The 14,437-nt window shown below is 36.1% G+C and carries 17 protein-coding genes and 1 tRNA gene; all 18 read right to left on the bottom strand.

Going from position 1 to position 14,437, the window contains the following annotated elements; translation table 11 throughout:
• Positions 1–1,193: tyrosine-type recombinase/integrase (locus ACYQ21_RS12175; protein WP_460058681.1), on the bottom strand; the 1,193-nt coding region annotated here is incomplete at its 3' end.
• An 84-nt stretch (positions 1,194–1,277) separates the two neighbouring features.
• Positions 1,278–1,487, bottom strand: coding sequence for a hypothetical protein (locus tag ACYQ21_RS12170; protein ID WP_460058680.1), 210 nt, complete (start codon positions 1,485–1,487; stop codon positions 1,278–1,280).
• 29 nt (positions 1,488–1,516) lie between these two features.
• Positions 1,517–1,580, bottom strand: a tRNA-OTHER gene (locus tag ACYQ21_RS12165).
• 26 nt (positions 1,581–1,606) lie between these two features.
• Positions 1,607–1,828 (bottom strand): hypothetical protein, encoded by a 222-nt coding sequence (locus tag ACYQ21_RS12160; RefSeq protein WP_460058679.1) that lies wholly within the window; start codon positions 1,826–1,828, stop codon positions 1,607–1,609.
• Positions 1,828–2,187 carry a hypothetical protein gene (locus tag ACYQ21_RS12155; protein WP_460058678.1) on the bottom strand — a complete coding sequence of 120 codons (360 nt, stop codon included), beginning with the start codon at positions 2,185–2,187 and terminating at the stop codon, positions 1,828–1,830. The genes ACYQ21_RS12160 and ACYQ21_RS12155 overlap by 1 nt, the downstream gene beginning before the upstream one ends.
• Before the next feature lie 19 nt (positions 2,188–2,206).
• The gene (locus ACYQ21_RS12150; protein WP_460058677.1) at positions 2,207–2,563 is read right to left on the bottom strand and encodes a hypothetical protein; all 357 of its coding nucleotides are present in this window, start codon (positions 2,561–2,563) and stop codon (positions 2,207–2,209) included.
• 24 nt (positions 2,564–2,587) lie between these two features.
• Complete coding sequence (locus ACYQ21_RS12145) at positions 2,588–2,935, bottom strand: hypothetical protein (protein ID WP_460058676.1); 348 nt, start codon at positions 2,933–2,935, stop codon at positions 2,588–2,590.
• Positions 2,935–3,303 (bottom strand): hypothetical protein, encoded by a 369-nt coding sequence (locus ACYQ21_RS12140; protein ID WP_460058675.1) that lies wholly within the window; start codon positions 3,301–3,303, stop codon positions 2,935–2,937. Before ACYQ21_RS12140 ends, ACYQ21_RS12145 begins: the two co-directional genes overlap by 1 nt.
• The gene (locus tag ACYQ21_RS12135) at positions 3,300–3,584 is read right to left on the bottom strand and encodes a hypothetical protein (protein ID WP_460058674.1); all 285 of its coding nucleotides are present in this window, start codon (positions 3,582–3,584) and stop codon (positions 3,300–3,302) included. Before ACYQ21_RS12135 ends, ACYQ21_RS12140 begins: the two co-directional genes overlap by 4 nt.
• Positions 3,585–3,589: 5 nt before the next feature.
• A complete protein-coding gene (locus ACYQ21_RS12130; RefSeq protein ID WP_460058673.1) occupies positions 3,590–4,201 on the bottom strand; it encodes a hypothetical protein in 612 nt (203 codons plus the stop codon).
• 12 nt (positions 4,202–4,213) lie between these two features.
• Entirely contained in the window at positions 4,214–5,320 is a 1,107-nt protein-coding gene (locus tag ACYQ21_RS12125; RefSeq protein WP_460058672.1) for a CHAP domain-containing protein, read from the bottom strand.
• A gap of 14 nt (positions 5,321–5,334) precedes the next feature.
• Positions 5,335–7,248, bottom strand: a complete 1,914-nt coding sequence (locus ACYQ21_RS12120; RefSeq protein ID WP_460058671.1) for a hypothetical protein — start codon at positions 7,246–7,248, stop codon at positions 5,335–5,337.
• Positions 7,249–7,260: 12 nt separating this feature from the next.
• On the bottom strand, positions 7,261–9,753 hold the full coding sequence (locus ACYQ21_RS12115; protein WP_460058670.1) for an ATP-binding protein: 2,493 nt from the start codon (positions 9,751–9,753) through the stop codon (positions 7,261–7,263).
• A gap of 15 nt (positions 9,754–9,768) precedes the next feature.
• A complete protein-coding gene (locus ACYQ21_RS12110; RefSeq protein ID WP_460058669.1) occupies positions 9,769–10,179 on the bottom strand; it encodes a TcpE family conjugal transfer membrane protein in 411 nt (136 codons plus the stop codon).
• A gap of 13 nt (positions 10,180–10,192) precedes the next feature.
• On the bottom strand, positions 10,193–10,417 hold the full coding sequence (locus ACYQ21_RS12105; protein ID WP_460058668.1) for a hypothetical protein: 225 nt from the start codon (positions 10,415–10,417) through the stop codon (positions 10,193–10,195).
• Positions 10,418–10,435: 18 nt separating this feature from the next.
• Complete coding sequence (locus ACYQ21_RS12100) at positions 10,436–11,422, bottom strand: conjugal transfer protein (protein WP_460058667.1); 987 nt, start codon at positions 11,420–11,422, stop codon at positions 10,436–10,438.
• Complete coding sequence (locus tag ACYQ21_RS12095; protein ID WP_460058666.1) at positions 11,412–11,534, bottom strand: hypothetical protein; 123 nt, start codon at positions 11,532–11,534, stop codon at positions 11,412–11,414. Before ACYQ21_RS12095 ends, ACYQ21_RS12100 begins: the two co-directional genes overlap by 11 nt.
• Before the next feature lie 95 nt (positions 11,535–11,629).
• On the bottom strand, positions 11,630–14,437 hold a 2,808-nt coding region (locus tag ACYQ21_RS12090; protein ID WP_460058665.1), incomplete at its 5' end, for a SpaA isopeptide-forming pilin-related protein.

Genomic DNA, 14,437 nt, shown 5'->3' with positions numbered 1-14,437 from the left:
GCAATCTTGTTCAATTCCTTAACTGCGACATCAGACATTTTTTTGGTAACGTGCGTATAGATTGAAGTTGTAATCTTAGGGTCTCTATGCCCTACCCTCTCCATTATAGCAGTTTGACTAACACCTGCTTCTGTTAAAAGCGTTATGTGTGAATGTCTGAGTGAATGAATACAAAATTTCTTATCTAGTCCAGTACGTTTGCCAAAATTTGAAAAAGCTCGATCTAATGAAGTCCAACCTTTGGGATTGCCAGTTAAACTTGGGAAAATATAACCGTATTCTTTAAATCGTGAACTCTGCTCCAGTAAGTTTTTATTATCCTTAAAGAAGAACTCCACAATTTCAATCGCACGTTTGGAAAGAAAGACACGCCTATTACCTGTTACCGTTTTAGGTGTAGAGTGAAGTTTCATACTGACACCGCCGTCTTGATAGTCTAACGTTGAATTAATGTCTACATATGTACCATCATTAGTTACAAAATAATCATCATATGTCAATGAAGCAAACTCGCCATACCGCAAACCTGTTAAAAATAAAAATTCCAGCATTAAAGCTGTACGCTTTACATTAGGACAAGTCATTAAAGATAAGACCGACTTCATTTCTTTAGCAGAAAAAACTTTCTTTTTTTCAACTTCAATGTCTCCAATCGTAAATGCAGGTAAATTTATCCTTACTTTTTTCATCACATCATTTTTTAAATAGTCCATACGATAAGCAAAGGACATAACTTGACGAAAAATACTGTAATATGTTGAGATTGTTTTTCTTGTATAGTTCATATCGTTAAAATATTTCTGAATCCTAAACGGTGTTAATTCTTGTAAACATTCGCCTTTAAAATCCATTTTCAATTTTTTAACAACTCTACTTCTTGAAAAACTGGTACTTCTTTTAACTCTTACAGCTTGATCAGCGTGCCAATAATCACACATCTTAGAAAATAAAATTTTCTCTTGTTCCTGTTTCTCGATTTGAAATTTTGTTTTTTGAGTTTCTATACGTTCTCTGACTTTTTCAAGTAATAATTTTTTTGCGTGAGTTTCTGCCTTTCTAGTATTAGATGTTAAAGTAATAGAAACTTTTTCATACTTCAACGTTATCAAATTTTTATAGCGCATACGCCAAACATATTTATCTGGTGTCTTTGATGGTTCACACCAGATAGTACCAATTTTTATATTTTCCATAGTTATCTTTCTATTTTTAATCATAATAAAAAGCACATAGGAAATAATCAATAACTTAATTATATCACTACTTGCTTTGTTTTTCTATCTATACTTTTGTCGTTCTTTTAGTAATAAAAACTCATCAAAAGCTGGCAACCAAACTCTACCACTTAATCTATAAAACGAAAAATCGCTAAATTCTGTTGTCTGTCTCATATCAGAAATTAGGTTACTAGCTGTTTTTTCAGCAATTCCATAGAAATCTGCTAGTTCTTTTTTGTTGCTAAATTTATTAGGAATTTCTACTTGCATTTCTTTTCCCCTTTCTTTCCATTAATCTATATGCCTTGTAGGAATCGAACCCACTTCCCTCTTTCAAGTGTCTTGCCATTAGACGAAAGGCACGCCAAACTATTCTCAGTTTTCTTTTTTCAATATCTCCAAAATGGTCTATGTATAAAATACTCCTCCTCTGAAATTTCTTCCATTTCAAAAGTCCCATATACCATTTTTGTACCACGCCGTCTCAAACCCGCAAGAGCGCTTTCGTATGCACGTTCATAAACGTGTGAGTATGATTTACCCGACATCATGAAAAACTCGCCTCTAGTATCTGTCAATTTATAGCTAATTTTGTAGTACATTTCTGCCATTAAAAACCACCTCTGGTCTCTTTTTCTTTTTCAAAACAGCAGGCAAAGTCAGCTCTCGGTAGATACACCTTAATACTTTTAGTTTCTATTTCAAGGCGTTTAGCCAAAGCAACTGTCACATAATCTATCATGTCTCCAATCTGATAGATACTATCTACACCCATATCTGCTATCTCATCGGAGAAATTACCATAACTAATCCAAACATCTGACCATCCCAAAAATTGTTCACTGTCTTTAAATCGTGCTAATTCTGATTGGCTCATAAAACGAAGATTATTTTTAATTCTTTCAATGAGATGAAGTTTAACTGCTTGTTTTATTTCATCAAGTAATTCCTGCTCTTTTTGTTCAGTCATATTCTGTCCTACTTTCTATTTAAATCCTTTTAAATCCTTTGAAAATTAAGCTAGTTTCTGAAAACTCATTTTCCATGTGTCTTGTGATGTCATCATAGAAAATTTCTAATATCTGCGCTTGGGACAACTCCTTGAACTCTTTCATATATTCTTCTAGCAAGTACGCTGATAAGTTTAATTTGCCTAACGTAGCTTGACCATCTGGAGCTGGAGAGAAACTACCGAAAATATCACAAGATATTTCTATGCAATCTTCACTGTAAATATCAGGTTTGATAAGATAAACACTTGGAGTGTAGATGAGACCTGCCTTGCGTAAATAGCCTCTAATGCGCACTTCATCTAACTTGGTATTTATCTTTAGTTTTGTTACCATTCGTCTTAAACTCATTTTATTGGCTCACTTTCTACTAGATCCATTATTCAACTCCTCCAAGTAACGTTCTTTAATACAGTCCAATGCCCTCTCAATTTCTGCTCTATGCTTTAATACGCTACGATTCGCAATTATCAAGCTGTCTAAATTGTATTTACCTAGACTTTCGCTCTCAATTAAAGAAAAATCTTCCTCATAAAGAAACGTATCAATCCCTGTCATCTTTGAATATACATTACCAACATTGACAATAATAAAAGGGCGCTTTCTAATAGCCACCCCAATTACCACACTTTCTCGTTTTTTTACTCGGTATTCTCGCTCAATTTCAAATGAAGTCGCAACCAATGTGTTAAATTCTGTTATATCCATCATTCACACTTTCTATTCTCATCACAAAACTTTTCATATTTTTCAATGGAATTATCTGCTTGTTGAAGTGAACTGTATTTTTTATCATAAGCTACAAGTCTACGCAGACGAAAACACTGTTCATCTCTATCTCTAAGAGAATGATAAGCAGGAAAAATACTCTTTAATGTTTCATAAGTATTTAAAGACTTTTCGTTTTGTGATAATTCTCCACTTAACGTTATATCAAGTCTCCTAATTTCAGAAAACCAAAAATCTCTTTGTTTTTCTAAAGCTATTTTTCGTTTTTGTTTTTTGAATACAATATATACAAGGAATAACCATGTTAAAATCAATAAACAAATTAAAAACTTTTCTCTTTCACTCATCTATTCCTATCCTCTTCTAATTGCTGTTCAAGATGAAATTTAAATGCTTCATTTAAATCATATTCATCAAGAAATTCAATAAAAAGGGCTGAGTGCTTAGCTAAATAAGTAACCCAATAATAATCCAAATCAGTTTTAAATTTAGGTGGAAACTCACTAACTCTTTTATCTAAAAAATCTTGTATAAAATATAGTGGCTGTGTCTGTAAAAAACGATAATAACGCCACGATCCCCATTTGCCTTTATTACGCTCATACATATCAATACTCATTTTTTTCATACATTTCACTTCCCACTTAATAACTCAATATCAGACAAGTCATCTCCACTAAATTTGACTGAGTAAATTTTCGACATCTTTGAAGCATTGCTACTCAATAGACTTGTCAATTTTAAAGTAACCTGAACCATCAAATTGTTATCATTTTCAACATCTTCAAAAAATGTAATCTCTTGAATTTCCTGAGATAAAAGTTGAACCGACATATTCGTATTCAAAATTTTCTTTTCTTCCCAATCTTTTATCATTGTTACCAAGGTAGCAGTGTCTTGCTCAATATTTAATTTTCGGTATAAACCAGTGGTTAAATTAGATTCCAAATCTTTTTGTCTTTGTATCAAAACATCTTTATCAAGTTTTATCGTTAAATAAGTCTTGATAATCGTTTCTTTTTTCAAATTACCATCTTGGTCTGATAGAGAACTACTTTCAGTAGTTGCTGTTGAACTGTCAGATGATTCCGCAGCTTGAGAATTATTCTCAACTCTTTTTACCGCAGTAGATGTTGGCTCAATTTTTTTAACTGACTTTTTGATTTTTTCCTTATCATCAAGAATATTGAAAATAACAATGATACAAACAAATATACTCAATACTATTAAAAACACTTTTTTCATAATTTCCTTTCATTATTTCATAGGTGGGTGGATAATTGATGATATGCTCATCATAGGCACAGTAACTTGTGTCCTGCCAACTGGGTTAGGGTTTTGGTCGTATAACATGATTGTGCCATCACTATTAACGCCACCTACAATGCCTGTATGACCGTAGGTGCTATCTACCTGTACGGAAATTGTGCCATACATGATAGTCGCACCTTTTCTAAAATTGATAATATCCCCAACCTTTATTTTCATTTCACTTGGATTGGTTTCAACTCGCCACCCTTTTGAAGCCCAATCATAATCAATGCCAATATCAGAAGCGCTCATATGTCCTACTAATGCTCCAAAACCTAATTTTTCAGCGTAGAAACTCGTCAAGGCATAACATTGACCGTTACCTACAAAAGTACCTGCTACTTGGTCTAATACGCCAATAGAACCGCCCGAACTGATTGAGCCATAACCGTTAGGCGGGTCTTTCGTGCCACCATGTTCATCTATCCACTTATCAAGTTTAGTCATGACATCAGCACGTTTTTGACCACTACCACCTGTATCAGTGAAATAGACACCACCCATGGTTGGATTCCACGTACCATTGGCTAACGCTTTAGCTTTATCGTCCTGAATTTTGAACGTGGTATTTTGATTTAAAATAATGGTTTGAGTAGTCAGACCAACGATTGCTACCTCATCATTAAATAGTGAAGCATTTTCTGGATTGTTATTGAACGCCCCATAACCAAACATATTAGCGCCTGAGTTTGTCGCAACACCTGCTGTACCATAGCTTGATTCCATTTGAGCAATCGCAATAATCGCCCTCACATCAAGACCGCTTTTATACTGCCAATCTAATAGTTTTTGACCGTTAATTCTGGTTTTATCATAAGCAATCCCAGTTGTCTCTAAAAAACCATCAAGTTGTTCAGCTGTAATGCCGTATCTCTGGCATAAAAGATTGTGAGTATAGGCATTATCAGTAGACCAATGTTTGACATAGTAGCCACCTGTATTTAACGTGCCACTATCTGAACTACCACTACTCGACATAATAGAAAACATACTTATGATGGCAATGAACGGTGTTAAAAACATGATAAACGCAAGCACTAAAATTTTTTTCATTTTCTAACACCTCATTATCTGCTTTCATCTAATTCTTTTAAGAAATCTTTTTCCGCTTCTTTGGTTTCTGAATAATCTTCAATTACTCCGTCTAGCTGATTGAAATTTTTAAAAAAGAGATTATCACTTGGTTCAGAGTTGAAAATATCACTATCATTTGGAGCAGATTTAAAAATATCATTCCCCCATTTCTCACTGTTTGAGGTATCTTCAAAGTCTGGTATTTTTTCTTCTGGATTAGTAGGTTTATTCTCATCATCTAAGCTACTACCAAATTCTGGTACTTCTGGCATATCTTCTAAATCTTCCGCAACAGTTGGCTTCGTGTCAGGTCTGTTTGTCTCGTTTTCTTCAAGAGTTTCCTCAAAGCTGTCATCTGGTTCTTCGATTTTATCGTCAAAACTTTCAGGTTGTTCATTACCTTGATTATCCTGTGGACTAACCTTGGATTTGTTCATAAAATGAAGTAACTGTTTCCCTATAAGCATTGGTGCAATTATTGGCGCTCCTACTCCCCCAACTGCTCCTTTCGCTACTGGTGCAACTGCTCCTGTAATTGCTGGCACTAGCGTTTTAACCATATCAATTTTATTTGCAATATCGCCATTTTCGCCCATAATTGACCCTGTGACATTATTTATCGGTAATTTATTACCAATATTACTGCCAAATAAGAATTTGCCTAATGTACCTTTGAATTTCCAGATACCAAAATAAATACCTATCTTAACAATCAAAGCGACAATAAGAGAAATTAAAGTCGCAAATGCACCAATAATCATGCCCTCTTTTGCAATATCACTACCTAGATTTACAAACGAATTGCCAATCATTGAATTAAAATAAAAGAAAATCAACAAGGCAAAACTTGCGATACTTGGTAAAAGCAAGAAAGCAAAAGATGTCTTGAACATATTGAACAAGACCTGTTGCATACTTGGAATAAAAGAGACAAGAAAACCTATCGGAATCATGAACATAATGAGTAGTACCAAAAATTCAACTGCAATCGAAATTAGCTCAATGACTAAAACTGGAATACCAATTACAACGGCATCCACAATTTTAAACCAGACGAAACAAGCTTTTGGAATAATATAATCTCCTACCGCAGAAACCCACACATTTTTAACAACACCTTTATCTGCACCTTGTCCTTGCCCGTCTAAATACTTATCAATTTCTTTCTTTGAAACTTGGCTGTCTTTAATGACACCGACCTTGGTATCATCAAATTTCAACTCGGAATCTTTTTCATCATCTTCTTTGTCTTTGTCTCCTTTGACCGTCGCACTAGTAGAACCTGAATTGATATAGCGGTAAGTCTCATAAATCGTTGAATTTAAATAAGCGTTTGCGAAACTACTTTCTTTATCTGAGGTTGTCGCTGTACCGTCCGCATTTGTCACAGAAACACTCGAAATTTTAGTCGTAATTTCCTTTGACAAATTATGAACGGTATCTAAAATATAGATACCGCCGTTGACACTTTGATTTGTGGTTGGGTCTGTAATCGTACCGAAAAAAGTTAGTCCTAAAGCATAGACTGCCAAGACATGAACCACTTTCTGACCGAAATGTTGACCTCGAATATAAGCATAGGTTAAATAAATTAGTGTCAATGCAATAAAGAAACCTATGACAGAAGTTGTTGCGATACTACCTGAGCCACCTCGCATTTTGTCAAATAAATCTTTTGATGTCGTAAACACTGATGACTTAAAAGTTTCATACGGCGATAACATACCAACAACTTTGATAATCCAGTAGAATACAAAAGCGACTATTTTCAGAATCCAAAAAGGAACAGTCACAAATACGAAAGTTAGACCACCCCAAATCGAATTTTCAATAGAACTTGGTTCGATGAAAGGTTTTAAATTGAAAATATTATAATCACTCATTGTCACGAGTAATGGTAGTTGCATAAAATCTCCTTTCTAGGCATATTTATTTTCTGCAAGACTCGAAGCCGTTGATTTCATCGGAGAGAATAGCTCATGTAAATCTGGGAAAATATTATGAATACTAATTATATTTTTATTGCCATAAACATCTGACATCAAACATTGAGCTGGAATCATATTGTCTATCCACTCTAAATTAGTATCAGTAACTTCTAAACCAACATGCTCTAAAATCATTTCTCGCTCATTCTTTTCATAGAAGGCGAAAATTGTACCGAAACCAGTTGTATCATCATCTGTTTTCGCATCGTTTACAGATTGTGAGATTAAGACAAGCGTATTATTTTGAGACCGTCCAACACGGCGCATAGACTTAATGACTTTTTTACCTTCAGCACTTTGCATAAGTATCCAAGCCTCATCAAAGAATTCCATAGTTTGCTCATCACGATTTTGGTCTCCGAAACGTTGACAAAAACTACCTAAGGCAAACATCAAAGCAATCGAATTGCGTTCATGCTCAGAAATCTGTTCGGCATCTTCTTTTGGTAAACTTAAACCAGCTACCTCTAAAATTGTCACACGTTCTGAATAATCAAGCCCTTTGGTCTCGCCATCTGAAAATGCCAAATCAAGGATTGTACCTTGTGACATCTCATAGAGAAATTCTCCCGCTTCTTTAGCTCGCTTATCTTCATGTTTCATCAATTTTTCTAAAACTTGTTTAAAGCCGACTTTTTGACCTGATAGTCTCTCAGCAACAGTTGCCTTAACGGCTTTTGAAATGACTGTTTTTTCAAAATTTGTGAATTTTCCTTGACCTAGATAGTCAAGAATTGATTTAGCCGTTTCAACCGCATCGTATTCATCTAAAATGACAATCGGGTCAAGAACACCATGATTTTTCTTATTGCTCGGGTCAAGTGTCACAAAGTTAAAGCGCTCAATCTGAGCAACACGGTCTGGATATTTTTTTCTAAATGTCGGGTCATTAATTTTCTTCATGTAATGCTTACGAAATTCCTGTTTAGGGTCTACGTACAACAATTTGATATTTTGTAAAGTAGCTTGGAAAAACAACATCTGAGCCAGATAAGTTTTTCCTTGACCTGTTTCTCCAGTAATGATGATATGTGGGTTTTTCGTAACTTTACCCAAGATACCCTCTTTGTTACCAATCGTTGCATTATACAAAACAGTAATTCTTGAAGCAGCTACCGCTTCTTCGATAGTGTCCCAACGACCCGCAAAATTATCAACACGCCCGATATAATGACCCACTTTTGTACCCGAAAAAGTAGTCGTAAATAACATGTTTTCCGCAAGTCCTTTAGGTGTATAAATGTGTAGCCACTTTCTTGTGTCTGCATTAAGTTCACTACCATATAACAATGCCTGAAACAGATAAGGTTGGTCATCGTTTGCTTCTGATAAACTGATCCCCATACTTTGGAAATAACTCATCAAGGCTTGTTTTCTAGCGTTGAGTTGATTAACATTTGAAGCAGATACAATGAAGAAATGTCCCGTGTCTAAAAACAAATCATCATTATCCAATTTCTTGTAAATATCATCAACAGATAATTTCCTAAGCAAGACATCATCACTTTGAACCGAATCCTGATTGCTAGCTTCCTGAATAATATTCTTCAAACGAAGCCTATTCAAATTTGCTCTGCGCTTAACTTCGGAATTATCTAAAGGGTCTGTTAAGACTTGATAGCCTACTGGATAATTAAACCGTTGTACTAATTCAGCGATATGGCTTTCGTTAAAAATCACAGGACTATCCGCAATCGGTAAAATAGAAACAAATGACTTGCCATAAGGAGAAATCAGCTCTAAATAACCACTTCTAACTTTGATTTTTGTATCTGTGACATTGAGCAAAGCACGGCTAGCAATAACCTGAGATTTCTGGTGTGGTATGTGCCTTAAGAATTGACCTCGCTGTAAGTAAAAGAAATCTTCATCAGAAAGTCGTCTACCTTGAATAGTTTGTAAAGTCTGATAAATTTCTTGTTCGCCTGCTTTAAAATCTTTGTACCAATCTTCATCAGTAGCTAAATCATACCCTAGAGTACTAAAAGCACGTTCTGCTAAATCTTCCACTTTCTTTTTAGCAAAATCTTTCAAGTCTACTACTTTTTCATTTTTGGGAATAGTTACCCCAATAACCCAAACGTGTTTATGAGGTATTTCCATCTCCGCTGTTAAATAGTCAACGGTATAGCCTGCGCTTTTTGAAGCAATCTCTTTACTATCTTCAGCGGAATCTTTTAATAAGTCTTGCATTTTTTCAAGCAACAAAAAATCTTGAGGTTCACAGATAATCTCAAGTTTATTTTTTTTAGCAACTTTTTTTAAGACTTGTTCGGTTTTTAATTTTTGTTTTTCTTTTGCTTTACTATCGACCAGAGTGATTGGTACACTAGGTATCAAATAATACGCCTTGATTTTCTTATCCTTAGTTAAAGCCATATTATAATGTGTTTTTTTGATAGGATATTCTAGTTTGATCGCCAAATTTCCCTCCTTTTCTTATAAATCAGTTTTTTCAAACACAATTTCTTCTATTTCTTCAATCCGTTCAGTTTGATAGATGAGCCGTTTATCAAGTATAAATTCACGAAAAAAACGCAACTTATCAACAAGATAAATGTGCATTTTCTTTCCGTCAGGCTCCCAAGTCGTATATAGACGACCCGCCCTGATTGGTAACCAAACAACAAACAACCAAATCAAACCAAATGTAAAATCTGAGAGTATAAACCAAACCCTACCGAACCAAAGCTCAATAGCAGCAACTAAAAAAGCTACCACAAAAAATGAAAGCTCCATAGGTGTTTGAAATGAAAAAATCAGTTGATGTGTTTTAGGATTTCTAAATTCTTGTAACCAAAGAGGACTATTAAGCCCTTTTGAGTAGTCAAAAATGTAATCTTTTCTCATTTGTCCTCTTTCCTTAAGGTAAATTGATACCGATTAAAGACAAAAACCATTTAACGGTATCATAAAGCGCCTGAGTACCTTTAGTCATTGACAAAATAATGACAAACACAATGAGCGTTGTGATAAAGTTAAACCATTTACTTGCTTTCCAGTCCTTAATGAGTAAAAAGATTGCGAACGCTGTTAAGCCGATTGTAAAATCGCCTTTCATGAAGCTATCTAAAAGACTAAATTTCATATTTTTTCCTCTTTCTAATTAGTTATAGTAGTGATACAAGGTAGAGATGAAGTAACTATTTTTTTGTTTCATCAACTCCAACGTGTAATTTTCATCATGCATTAGCCCATTGTCATCTTTGTAAGTCACGACTGTTTGAACAGTATAAATGTCTTTTAACTTTTGAATCGTTGTATCATGAAGCGTGACAAAATTAAAGCCAGTGCCCATCAGTTCAGGTGTTTTCATCAAAAGTTTTAGTTCATCTTCATTACTTTCAGCATATTTTTTGAAAAACATCTCCGTGAATTTCGTCACTTCTTGTTTCTCAAATAGTGGTAGGTCATCATCAGTCACTCTTTGATTGATGACTTTATTTGACCCAGAAACTAATGAATCTTGTGCAAAATAAGGATATGCCATGACAGTGAAAACGTCATCTCCAGAAACTGGTATGACAAGGACTTTTTCTTGATCAGTCGTCTTTTTATTTTCAATTTCTTGGTAGCTTACCCGAACTTTTGCCAAAGTCAAATCATTCTGAGTTGTTGTATCAATTAATTCAGATGTTTTATACTTTCTTTCGACAAGACTTGATTCATCTTTATAGTCAAAACCTTTCGCAAAGCATTTTTTCAACAAAGACTGGCGTTTTGTTTTGTAATCGCCATTATTTGAATAGTTGATGTAAATTTTTGTAAATTGATTAACAAAATTTGATAGCTTGATTTCATTTACTGTTGAAACCTTACTATTTGAAGTGAGTTTATTAAGTTTTTTTGATATTTCTACCACTTCATCACTTGTTTTACTAACGCTAGACGAAAACTTGATAGTTCTATAAGTTCCGACAGCTAAAAGCCCTATCAGTACGCCAAATACGGCTATAGCAACCGTATCTGCCACTTTCCTAGAAATTGCACCTGATTTTTTTAAAGTAGGCGCTTTTAATTTGGATTGCTTTTTATAGTTTTTAGGATTGAGTTTACTATCCTTTAAATCCGAAATAATATTTTTAATTTTCAAAATCTCCCTCCTTTTTTATGATAAGTGAGGTATCCTCTAAGTCATCAACCAGAGCATTTGCGACAGATAAACTCTCACATTGTTCAATCACTTCGCTTGTGTTTTTATCCATTATCAAAAATATGGACATAATTATAATTCCTCTCTTTCTAATGGGCTTTGCACCCCACTCGCACGCTCAACTAGTCGTGGTTTAGATTGAATTGATTATTTCTTGATTTTTGCTTTAACGCTTGCCAGAGCTTCGAGAATAACCTTGTGTTTAACGATAGCGATAACTGCCACAATCAAACTACCGATAATTGTAGCTAATTTAGTAGCTTGTTCGCCAGTCATTGGTAGACTTGGTTCAGCAGGTTTAGCAGGTGTTTCTGGTTTTTTTGGTGTCTCAGGAGTTTTTGGTTTAACCGCATGCCATTTGTCACTATCGGTAACCTCTTTACCACTGATTGCACCAATCGCTTTAACCACGATTTCGTTACTGTGGGTTTCGCCATCTGCCAGTTTCTCAAGCGTACCTGTTGCCTCAACATATTCATCAACATCTAAGCCTAACAATTTACCATTAAGCTCAAACCAGCCATTTTTGTTAATCGTGATTGGTTTTCCTTGATAAGTCCATTGAACATTTTTCACTGGTTTACCATCAAGCGTTTTATCAACCCCGCTGAATTTAGACCAACGTTCTGTACCGTTGTTGGTAATGCGGTAGTAGACTGGTGTTTCTTTGTCGCCAACTTTGACTGCTGTTTCTGGTGTATCTGCATCGCCTTTTCCAAGATTATCCGCCTTGTCGGAATTATTACCTTGACCCGCTTGTGGGATAGGTTCACTTGATTTTTCCACGTCAATACTTGGTGTTTCTGGTGGTAGTGGTGTGGCTTTATCTGTCAAGACAATTTTAGAGAGACTGATAAAAGGCACTTTAGAAGAGACTGCACCTGCGACTGTACCTGTTAGGCTTTCATTCTTATCTGTTTCATTATCAGATTGAGAGAATTGACGACCTGAAAGCGGGACAGCTCCCTCCTCGTCCGCATAAGCCTTATAAGTCGCTTGAATTGTGATTTTATCCGTTTCAGGGTCTGTATCCGTGTGGATATAGATTGGCTCGAATAGCTCTGTTCCTGCGGGTAAGGTGCTAGGGTCTTCTGTAATGACATAGTCGCCATAGATACCCTCAAAATTTGCATAACCATCTTCATCATTCAAGATACCCGTGGTAATCGTTTGAGGGTCTGCATTTGTCCCCTCACGTGGCGTGACATTGATTTTAATATCGTTGTAGCCACTATCAGCGCTTTCGCCAGCAATCTCAACTTTTTTCTGAATTAAGAGTTTGATTTTGATAGCTTGTTCAAGAGACTTTGTCTGAGGTGTGACAATGTTTTCTGTCTTATCATCTTTTTTCTTGACCTCAAAAGCCAACTCACTATCATCTGTCACATAACCGATTGGCACGTTGATTTCTTCCCAATGATATTTACCTACTGGTAAGTTACCAATCGCAAGGTTAAATTTGACATCATCAACTTTTAGAACGACTTTGTCGCCATGATTAACTTTCTTACCGTTGATGGTGGAAGTTGTGACTTTCGTACCAGAAATGAGTAGAGGGGCTGGAATTTCAGACCATTTAACTGGGTCGCTTTTTTTGTGTGGACTTGAACCAGTACTCTCATCATCATGGACTAACATGTATTCAGCGCCTTTAAGCTCTGTTTTACCTTGTGTATCGGTTGTGCCAGTTTCCTTGTCAAGTTTAAGGAGTTCATTTTCGCCCTTGATTTCGGTGTTAGTGCCTTTAGCTTCATTGTAGCCTAGTGCAGTTTGACCGTTTGGCTTAACCTCAACTCGCACCGTTTTAAAGCTATTCACAAAGCCGTTACTTGCTTTTGTCTCAGGCACATCATACAAGCCAACTGGTAAGCCTTTTAACATGGCTTTACCTTTTTCGTCAGTAGTAGCGGTATAGGTTTTACCTGTTAGCACATTTTTAACCGTGAACTCGTTACCTTTCAGCGTATAGTTACCATTCCACATATTGGCGCCTGACTCAACGCCAGTTTTCGTGATAAGCAAGTCGCCTGTAACATTCATCTTAAATGGCAGATAACCAAACAAAGCCCAGACAAGGTCTTTATGGTCGCCTGCGCCATCAAGGTAAGTAATGTCAACCAAAGACTTGTTAAAGCGTTTTAAAACAACATACGAGTTGGGGGTCAGTAATGGCGAGTCCGTAATCGTAGCACCATTTGAGGTTGAGCGTAAGCCATTACCCGAGACCGAAAGTGCCGTGTCAGGGCTGACGATATAACCTAAAGCACCATTACCATCAACCTCAATGAGTTGGTTGGCGTCCACATCTGACACTTTCATGGCGATAAGTAAATCATTATCTGGAATTTCTTGTCCGTTATCAGTTCGGACGAGTGATACAGTTGTTCGATTTTTGTTTAAGTAACCAACTAGTGAGCCATCTCCGACAGAACCGCCTGAACCACCACCATTTTCAGACTGTCCACCGCCCGTGTCTGTACCATTTACTGGTGTGACTGAGCCAATCGTTACCGTGCTACCTTCATTACGAACGGCGAAAATAGCGTCGTTATTCGTTTGTCCATCATTACCATGTTCTAAGCCGTTGTTTATCACTTTCATAGAAACAGGAATTTTTGCGCCTGTTGCTGTATCAGTGATTGTGCCGACATTCATGACAGCGAAATATTGGTCGTAATCAATATGAATTGCTAAATCAGAAGGTTGGAAACCATCTTGACCTAGCGTAAATCTAGCAGAATCGCCAAAGCTAGAAAGTGGCTGACCGCCATTCAACGTTGTGTTAGATTGCCAAGAAATGTTATCTGCGACATAGCGGACACCGTCTAAGTTAGCACTTGCCAGAAGTCCGTCAACCGTGCCTTGGAAACTACTTGACGCCATGTCGTTTGATTGCGCCTTAACGACAGGCTTACCATTGAGTGTCCCGATTTGCGAGCCATTGACGACATCAGC

It is taken from the genome of Pseudolactococcus yaeyamensis (assembly GCF_054658615.1).
The sequence above is the reverse complement of the archived record's forward strand: the minus strand, read 5'-3'. Positions and strand labels throughout refer to the sequence as shown.